The sequence below is a fragment of the Aeromicrobium terrae genome, from assembly GCF_008039565.1.
Taxonomy (GTDB): domain Bacteria; phylum Actinomycetota; class Actinomycetes; order Propionibacteriales; family Nocardioidaceae; genus Aeromicrobium; species Aeromicrobium terrae.
Genome location: NZ_VDUX01000003.1, coordinates 457,860 through 464,992 on the forward strand (window position 1 = coordinate 457,860; position 7,133 = coordinate 464,992).

Sequence of the window (7,133 nt, forward strand, 5' to 3'; positions counted from 1 at the left end):
CCGCCACACGGTGGCGCGTCGCTAGGAGATCCGGTGCGTGGCCCCGTAGGCGTTGAATCGGCCGGCGCGGTTGAAGGCGACGAGCGTGAGGTGCGCGGAGGCGGCGTGCTCCACGGCCAGCGACGACGGCGCGGACACCGCGGACAGCACCGGGATGCCGGCGAGGTGCGCCTTCTGCGCGAGCTCGAACGACGCCCGGCCGCTGACCTGCAGCACGGTCCCCCGCAGCGGGACCCGGCCCTCGCGCAGGGCCCAGCCGACGACCTTGTCGACCGCGTTGTGCCGTCCGACGTCCTCGCGCAGGCAGAGCGGCTCGCCGTCGTCGTCGAACAGCCCGGCCGCGTGCACTCCCCCGGTGCGGTCGAAGACGGCCTGGTGCTCGCGCAGCCGGTCGGGCAGCGACGCGATCAGGTCGGCGCCGAACGTGGTGTCGTCGTCGGCGAGCGAGGTGTGCGCGATCTTCTGCACCGCGTCGATGGATGCCGTGCCGCAGATGCCGCACGAGCTGGAGGTGTAGACGTGCCGCTCCATGGCCAGGTCGGGACGCTGGACGTCCGGCGCGAGCACGGCCTCGACGACGTTGAACGTCTGACGGCCGTCCTCATCGGTGCCGGCGCAGTAGCGCATGGCGGTCAGCTGCTCGGGCGCGTGGACGACGCCCTCGGAGACGAGGAAGCCGGCGACCAGGTCGAAGTCGTCGCCCGGCGTGCGCATGGTGACGACGAACGGCTTGCCGTCGATGCGGACCTCGAGCGGCTCCTCGACGACGAGCGTGTCCTCGCGGGTGGTCACGGCTCCGCCCTCGTGGCGCTCGACGCGCGTGCGGCGGGTCCGTCGACTCGCCACTAGCCCTCGTCCTCCAGGCGGTCGCAGAGCGCCATGGCGGCGTCGAGGGCCTCGCGGATGTCGGTGGCGCTGCCGCCGGCGAGCCCGGCTGCGAGCCCGGCGACGAACGTCGTGACGGGGGCGGCCGGCCTCAGGACGGCGTGCGCCGCGTCCGCGGCCAGGTCGAGGACCTGCTCGACGTCGACGTCGAGGTCGTCGACCCCGAGTTCCTTGGCGACCGTCGCAGCCCAGTCGTCGAGGGAGACCTCACTCATCTCGCGCCACCCCTTCCGCCTTCTTCAGATCGTGCCACGTGTCGACGTCGACTGTCGCCCGCTCGGGGACGGCGATCTCGGTCAGCGCGAGCGGCTCGAGAATCGTGCGGAACGGCAGGTCGACCAGGTCGTCCTGCGATTCCAGGGAGGAACGCAGGGCCGAGGTGGCGGCCATGACCATGAGGTTCTGCCGGCGCCCGTCCGGCCCGACGGCGATGCCGCCATCGCCGGAGCGCGCGGCGAGGAGTGGCTCGACGGCGTCGGCGAGAAACGGGTGGTCGCCCGCGACGACGAGCACCCAGTCCGCCGTCGCCTCGGCGAGGCCCGTACCGACCGCTGCGACGGGGCCGGCGTAGCGCGGTTCCTCCTGGACGACGGTGACCCCGGGGACGTCGACGTCGCCGACGAGGATCACCCGGTCGGCGCCGGACACCGCGTCGAGCGTGCGCTGCATCAGGGTGCGCCCGTCGATCTCGACGCTCATCTTGTCCGCTCCCCCGAGACGCGACGCCCGCCCACCGGCGAGCACGATCGCGTCCCAGGCCACGCCGGACAGATCAAGCACCGACGTCGTGGAGGTGGTGCTCGATGTCGTGGATGAAGTACTGGGCGAGCGTGGCGACGGTGAACTCCGCGCCGTCGGAGCGGCGGGCCGTTCGCGTCCAGGCGTCGGCGGGCACCGCGTCGAAGACGTCGGCGATCCGGTTGCCGGCCTCGACGAGCTGCGGCGCGACGTCGGCCGGGTCCTGCAGCTCGTAGTGCTCGGCGACGGCGGTCTCGTCCTGGTCCCAGTTCTCGAAGAGCGGGTCGTTCTGCTCGAGCATGAGCGCGGCGCGGCCGGCGAAGAGCCGGAACACGTCGCGCACGTGGCAGGCGTACTCGGTGGGCGACCAGGTGTCCTCGTCGGGACGCTCGCGGGCGTCGTCGCGCTCGAGGACGTCCTCCCACGTCGGGAGGGTGGCGCGGGTGCGGTCGCCGACCGTGGTGGGGTCGACGTCGCCGGCGGCCAGGCCGCACTCCGGGCAGGGTTCGCGCAGGACCCAGGTCCAGTCCTTGGTGTCGGGTGTGATCACGGCTCTACGCTAGCCCCGATGAACGACAGTGGGGACGCCCCGACCTATCGGTCCGAGCCGGTGTCCTTCACCCGGCGCGGCGGCCGGCTGACCGAGCGCCAGCAGCGTGCGTGGGACGACCTCGCCGCGTCGCACGTCCTCGCCGTCCCGCGGCACGGGCCGAGCACGTCGGTCGACCCGGCCCACCGGTTCGACCCGGAGGCGGTGTTCGGGCGCCGCGCGCCCCTCGTCGTCGAGATCGGCAGCGGGCGTGGCGAGGCGCTCGTGGCGGCCGCGGCGGCGCAGCCGGACGTGGACTTCCTCGGGCTCGAGGTCTACGTGCCCGGCGTCGCGCAGACGCTCGTCACCATGCGGCACCAGGGTGTCACCAACGTGCGGCTCGCCATCGTGAACGCGGCGGAGGCGCTCGCGACGATGCTGGAGCCGGGGTCCGTCCGCGAGCTCTGGACCTGGTTCCCCGACCCGTGGCACAAGAAGCGGCACCACAAGCGTCGGCTGGTCACGGTGCCGTTCACCGAGCTCGTCGCGCGGGTGCTCGAGCCCCAGGGCGTGTGGCGCCTGGCCACCGACTGGGAGGACTACGCCGAGGTGATGGCCGAGGTGATCGCGGCGTCACCGCACGTCGACGGCGGTCCGGTGGAGCGGTTCGAGGGGCGCGTCGTGACGCGGTTCGAGAACAAGGGTGTGGCCGCCGGTCGCACCATCCACGACTTCGCCGCCCGGCCTAGACTCCTCGCATGACGTCCAACGCGGAGAAGCTGAGGCTGGCTGCCGACGACGTCATCTGGGTCGTCGCCGACTCCGAGGAGGAGATGGCCATCCTCGACCCGCTCCCCGAGGGAGCCGAGGTGATCGACGAGCCGGCCGACCGGATGAACGCCGCCGTCGTGCTCGCCGACTCCGCCGAGCACCTGGGCGACCGCCTCGACGAGGTCCTCCCGGTTCTCGGCTCCACACCCGTCGTGTGGATCTCCTACCCGACGGTGGGCTCCGTGCAGATCAGCCGCGACCTCCTCACCCAGCGCGTCGACGACTACGGCTGGGGCGTCGGCCCCGAGGTCCAGCTCGACGACACCTGGGCCGCCGTGCGCCTGCGTCAGCTCTGAAGGAGCACGGGCTCCTCGGTGACCTCCGGGCGACGCTCGAGGCGCCGGACGTCCGTGGACGTCAGCGCTGCCGCGACGCTGGCCACGATCACCGCTCCGACGACGACCAGCCACAGGCGGAAGCCGACCGCCTCCGCGACCGGGCCGGTGAGCGCCAGGCCCAGCGGTCGCGCCACGTACGACCCGATCTGGTCGAACGAGTAGACGCGCGCCATCTTCTCCGGCGCGATGTTCTCCTGGATCGAGAGGTCCCACCCGACGCTGAAGATCTCCAGGCCGAAGCCGTGCACGAAGGCCCCGACGAGCACGACGACGAGCGAGTCGGACAGCGCGATCGCGACCGGGAACGCGGCGGTCAGGCCGAGGAACCAGACGCCGACGTGCAGCGCATGCCGCGGCTTCCACCGGATGGTCACCAGTCCACCGAGCACGAAGCCCGCCATCATCGCCGACAGCGCGTAGCCCCACGCCGCGCGGCCGATCCCGTCTCCGACCACGATCGGGCCGAGCACGCCCTGCGCTCCGCCGTAGAACAGGTGGTAGAGCATCGCCTGCAGGATGAGCAGCCAGAGCCAGGTGTGCCGCATGACCTCGCGGAAGCCGTCGCCGACGTCGGCGAGGAGCGACGTCGGCTCGGGAGCCGACACCGGGGGCACGCGCACGAGGCCGTAGGCCAACGCAGCAAGCGCGAACGTGCACGCATCGAGGGCGAGGGCCCAGCCGCTGCCGAGGCCGGCCACCATCAGTCCGGCGACGGCCGAGCCGACGATGATCGCGGTGTTCTGGCTCAGTCGGCGCAGGACGACTGCTTGGCGCAGGAGTGGGGCCGCGACGGTCTGCGGCGTGATCGCGTTCGAGCTGGGACCGCCGAGTGCTCCGAGGGCGCCGATGAGCATGCCGGTCGCCGAGAGCAGGACGAGGCTCGACCATCCGCCGATCAGCGAGGCAGCGGCTACGGCTTGGGATGCTGCCGCACCGGCCATCGAGACGCGCATCATCGTCCGTCGCGAGAACCGGTCCCCCAGGACGCCGCCGAACAGGACCGCGGCCACGTCTGCCAGCGCGTAGAGGCCGACGACCACACCCAGGTCGCTGGCATCGCCGCCGAGGTCGAGGACGGCGAAGGCGAGCGCGATCGGTGCGGCGCCGTTGCCGAGCGCGTTGATGCTGACGCCGGCCAGCAGCCACCGGAACGGTCGGTGCCGCAGTGCGTGCCGCTCGGCGAGCCATCTCTCCACGGACCACAAACTACTTCGCATACGAATTATTCACAACCGAAATGTTGGTCGCTAGGATGCATGCGTGCCCCAGGACTTCGCGGACCTGCACGTCGAGCGCTGGCGCGACCACTGGATCGAGGTCGACTTCGACGACGACGTCGAGGCGATGACCGTGCGGATCGGCGCCCTCCACCGCTACTTCAAGGCCTCGACGCAGCGTGCGCTGGCGGAGGTGGGCCTGCTCGAGTCCGAGTACGAGACCCTGCACCACCTGATGATCCGGGACACTCCAGGGAAGGCGTCGCCGGGCGACCTGGCCAGCGACCTCGGCGTCTCCGGCGCCGGGATGACCGGCCGCTTGGACGTCCTCGAGAAGCGGGGACTGGTGAAGCGGACGCCGGGGACCGACGACCGGCGTCGCGTCGACATCGAGGCGACCCGGGCCGGCGTCGCGATCTGGCGGAAGGCCATGGCCCTGCGCGGCGACGCCGAGGACGACCTCGCGACGGCGCTGAGCTCCGCGGAGCTGAAGACTCTGAACAAGCTGCTCAAGAAGCTGACCCTGCACGCGGAGTCCCGCCTCGACGGATGAGCCAGGCTCAGGCCCTGACGTCCTCGACGAGCAGGACCTCGCCGGCGCGGTCGACGTAGGTCATCGTGAGCGCAGCCGTGTCCGCGGCCCACTTCTCGACGCCGCGGTCTGCCAGCCCGGCCGACATCTCGACGTAAGTCGTCTCCCCCGCGGCGTGGCGTCGCAGGTGCTCGAGGAAGGCCTCACGGTCACTCGTGCCAGCAACGACCAGATCCTCGTGGTGAGGCGTGGAGCCCACCCGCTGCCCGGCGGCGGCGAAGAACTCGGTGTGCCCGTCGACGAGGAAGGACTCGAACCTCACGACCCCGATCTCGGCGAGGGCCTGTAGATAGTCCGGCAGGTGCGACGCCGTGCCCAGCCGGGCGTGGAGCTCGTCGATCTCGGCCAGGGTGAACACTGGACCAGCCTTTCACGACCGAGACGAGGACCTCCTAAAGCGCACTCACATGCCGATGAGCGGTTGAGTGAGTGATACAAGTCGATGGTGGCCACCCGTGCATATCAAGAGGGCGACTGGTTCGCAGTGCCGCTGCAGTGGAACGGTTTCGGTCTCGGCCTCGTCGCGCGCGCGAATCGAAGCGGCGTGTTGCTGGGGTACTTCTTCGGCCCACGACGCGACGTGGTCGCAGAGCTTTCCGATGTCCAACTACTCACGTCGAAGGACGCAATCCTCGTTGGCAAGTTCGGCCACCTCGGTCTGAAAGGCGGCGAATGGCCAATCGTCGGCCGCATCGCGGGCTGGGACCGGCGCGACTGGCCGATGCCCGAATTCGTCCGTTACGAAGAGCTGACGGGTCGGTCGTTCAAGGTCGTCTACGACGACGGCAACCCGAACAAGCGTCTCCGCGAAGAGGAAATCCAGCCTGGAGTCGCTGAGCAAAGGCCGAAGGATGGGCTGATGGGCGCAGGGTTCGTAGAGATCATCTTGACCAAGCTGCTTGCATAACCCGCGAACGCCCGCTCATGCCGCGAACAGGGAACCCATCGCCGTGACAGCCTGGCATTGTGACTACGCATGACCCTGAGGACGCGGACTGCGGTGCCCCGGACGAGTACCTCCGTCTCGAACGCAGCATCGTCGGCCTCCCTGCCGTACGTGGTTGGGGTTGGGACCCCGAAGAGCCGGACGTGTTCAACGTGCAGATGCGGATCTTCTCGTCTGCGCGTGATCGCGAACGCGTCATTCAGGCTCTAGCGCCAACGCGAGTCCATTTCGTTCGCCGCATCAGATACTGATTCGATCCGCCCGCTCATGCCGCGACAAGTACAAGCACGCCGGATGAGCGAGCGTTTGCTGGACAGCGTGAGAAACTCCAAACGTGGTAGCCGCCGTGCACTTCTACGCAACCCTGACCGACCAGGAGCACCTGCTGGACTACCTCGGAGAACCGGCCCAGGTGACCCTGCGGCCCTGGCCAGTACTCGCATCGCCCCCTGTCACGCTGTCCCGGGATGTGGCGAGAGCGACAGAACGGGTGATGATCGTGAGCCATGCTCTCGGCCCGCCGGTTCCAATACGGGCAGGTGACCCGCCGATGGAGGAACCATCGAGGTCCGGAGTCTTCAACCGCCTCAACTGGGAGCGACTCAAGCCGAGAGCCAACGAACGCTTGGTGGACTCGAACGCCTCGCCGGTCCTGCTCTGGACACCGGCGACGCACAATGCGGACGGCCTCGGCTCGGGCAGCATCGGATCGCAGGCCGATTCGATGAAGGCGATATCCGATGACTACGAGCGTTGGGTCAACCGGGTCATGAACTGGGTGCGGCGAAGAGGCACGCCGGTGTGGGGGTTGAAGGCTGAGGCCACACGGCCTGACCTCGATGTTCGCCGCACCGATGTGACAACACTTCACGCACTTCCGGACGCGCTGGCCAAGCTAGAAGCTGGAACGCCAGGGCACTGAGATCCGCCCGCTCATGGCTCCCTTCTGTGTCAAGAGGCGGCCGGGAGCGCGGGCTTAGGCTGGGTTGTGGCGGGTCCGGGAAGAGGCTTTTCCGAAGAGCCAGTTGTGGGCTGTGAGCTGGTCGCGCTGGAGTCA

Annotated in this window: 11 protein-coding genes; 5 read left to right on the plus strand and 6 right to left on the minus strand. The window is 69.7% G+C overall.

The features are described 5' to 3' along the window. Window positions 1-21 precede the first annotated feature (21 nt). The 4 genes from fdhD to FHP06_RS09010 are packed head-to-tail and all read right to left on the minus strand — an operon-like array spanning window position 22 to window position 2,173. Window positions 22-846: a formate dehydrogenase accessory sulfurtransferase FdhD gene (fdhD, locus tag FHP06_RS08995; RefSeq protein WP_147685912.1), complete on the minus strand. Its 825-nt coding sequence runs from the start codon at window positions 844-846 to the stop codon at window positions 22-24. Next, window positions 846-1,100 carry a DUF6457 domain-containing protein gene (locus FHP06_RS09000; RefSeq protein ID WP_147685914.1) on the minus strand — a complete coding sequence of 85 codons (255 nt, stop codon included), beginning with the start codon at window positions 1,098-1,100 and terminating at the stop codon, window positions 846-848. Before FHP06_RS09000 ends, fdhD begins: the two co-directional genes overlap by 1 nt. After that, window positions 1,093-1,665: a molybdenum cofactor guanylyltransferase gene (gene mobA / locus FHP06_RS09005; RefSeq protein WP_147685916.1), complete on the minus strand. Its 573-nt coding sequence runs from the start codon at window positions 1,663-1,665 to the stop codon at window positions 1,093-1,095. The genes FHP06_RS09000 and mobA overlap by 8 nt, the downstream gene beginning before the upstream one ends. After that, window positions 1,658-2,173 carry a DinB family protein gene (locus FHP06_RS09010; protein ID WP_147685918.1) on the minus strand — a complete coding sequence of 172 codons (516 nt, stop codon included), beginning with the start codon at window positions 2,171-2,173 and terminating at the stop codon, window positions 1,658-1,660. The genes mobA and FHP06_RS09010 overlap by 8 nt, the downstream gene beginning before the upstream one ends. An 18-nt stretch (window positions 2,174-2,191) precedes the next feature. On the opposite strand from FHP06_RS09010, the gene trmB reads away from it, so the two are divergent. Together trmB and FHP06_RS09020 are read left to right on the plus strand one after the other, a co-directional pair. Continuing rightward, a complete protein-coding gene (gene trmB, locus FHP06_RS09015) occupies window positions 2,192-2,914 on the plus strand; it encodes a tRNA (guanosine(46)-N7)-methyltransferase TrmB (RefSeq protein WP_147685920.1) in 723 nt (240 codons plus the stop codon). Continuing rightward, window positions 2,911-3,279 carry a hypothetical protein gene (locus FHP06_RS09020; protein WP_147685922.1) on the plus strand — a complete coding sequence of 123 codons (369 nt, stop codon included), beginning with the start codon at window positions 2,911-2,913 and terminating at the stop codon, window positions 3,277-3,279. The genes trmB and FHP06_RS09020 overlap by 4 nt, the downstream gene beginning before the upstream one ends. Here FHP06_RS09020 and FHP06_RS09025 read toward each other — a convergent pair. Then, window positions 3,270-4,517, minus strand: coding sequence for an MFS transporter (locus FHP06_RS09025; protein WP_230973451.1), 1,248 nt, complete (start codon window positions 4,515-4,517; stop codon window positions 3,270-3,272). The two genes, FHP06_RS09020 and FHP06_RS09025, sit on opposite strands and share 10 nt — an antisense overlap. Before the next feature lie 64 nt (window positions 4,518-4,581). Between FHP06_RS09025 and FHP06_RS09030 the strand changes: the two genes are divergently transcribed. Further along, the gene (locus tag FHP06_RS09030; protein WP_230973452.1) at window positions 4,582-5,091 is read left to right on the plus strand and encodes a MarR family winged helix-turn-helix transcriptional regulator; all 510 of its coding nucleotides are present in this window, start codon (window positions 4,582-4,584) and stop codon (window positions 5,089-5,091) included. 7 nt (window positions 5,092-5,098) lie between these two features. On the opposite strand, the gene FHP06_RS09035 is transcribed toward FHP06_RS09030, so the two are convergent. Then, window positions 5,099-5,488 (minus strand): DUF1398 domain-containing protein, encoded by a 390-nt coding sequence (locus tag FHP06_RS09035; protein WP_147685926.1) that lies wholly within the window; start codon window positions 5,486-5,488, stop codon window positions 5,099-5,101. Window positions 5,489-5,575: 87 nt separating this feature from the next. Here FHP06_RS09035 and FHP06_RS09040 point away from each other — a divergent pair, with 87 nt between their 5' ends. Then, complete coding sequence (locus FHP06_RS09040) at window positions 5,576-6,037, plus strand: immunity 26/phosphotriesterase HocA family protein (RefSeq protein WP_187271856.1); 462 nt, start codon at window positions 5,576-5,578, stop codon at window positions 6,035-6,037. 385 nt (window positions 6,038-6,422) lie between these two features. Next, on the plus strand, window positions 6,423-6,998 hold the full coding sequence (locus FHP06_RS09045; RefSeq protein ID WP_147685930.1) for a hypothetical protein: 576 nt from the start codon (window positions 6,423-6,425) through the stop codon (window positions 6,996-6,998). Window positions 6,999-7,133: the final 135 nt, after the last annotated feature.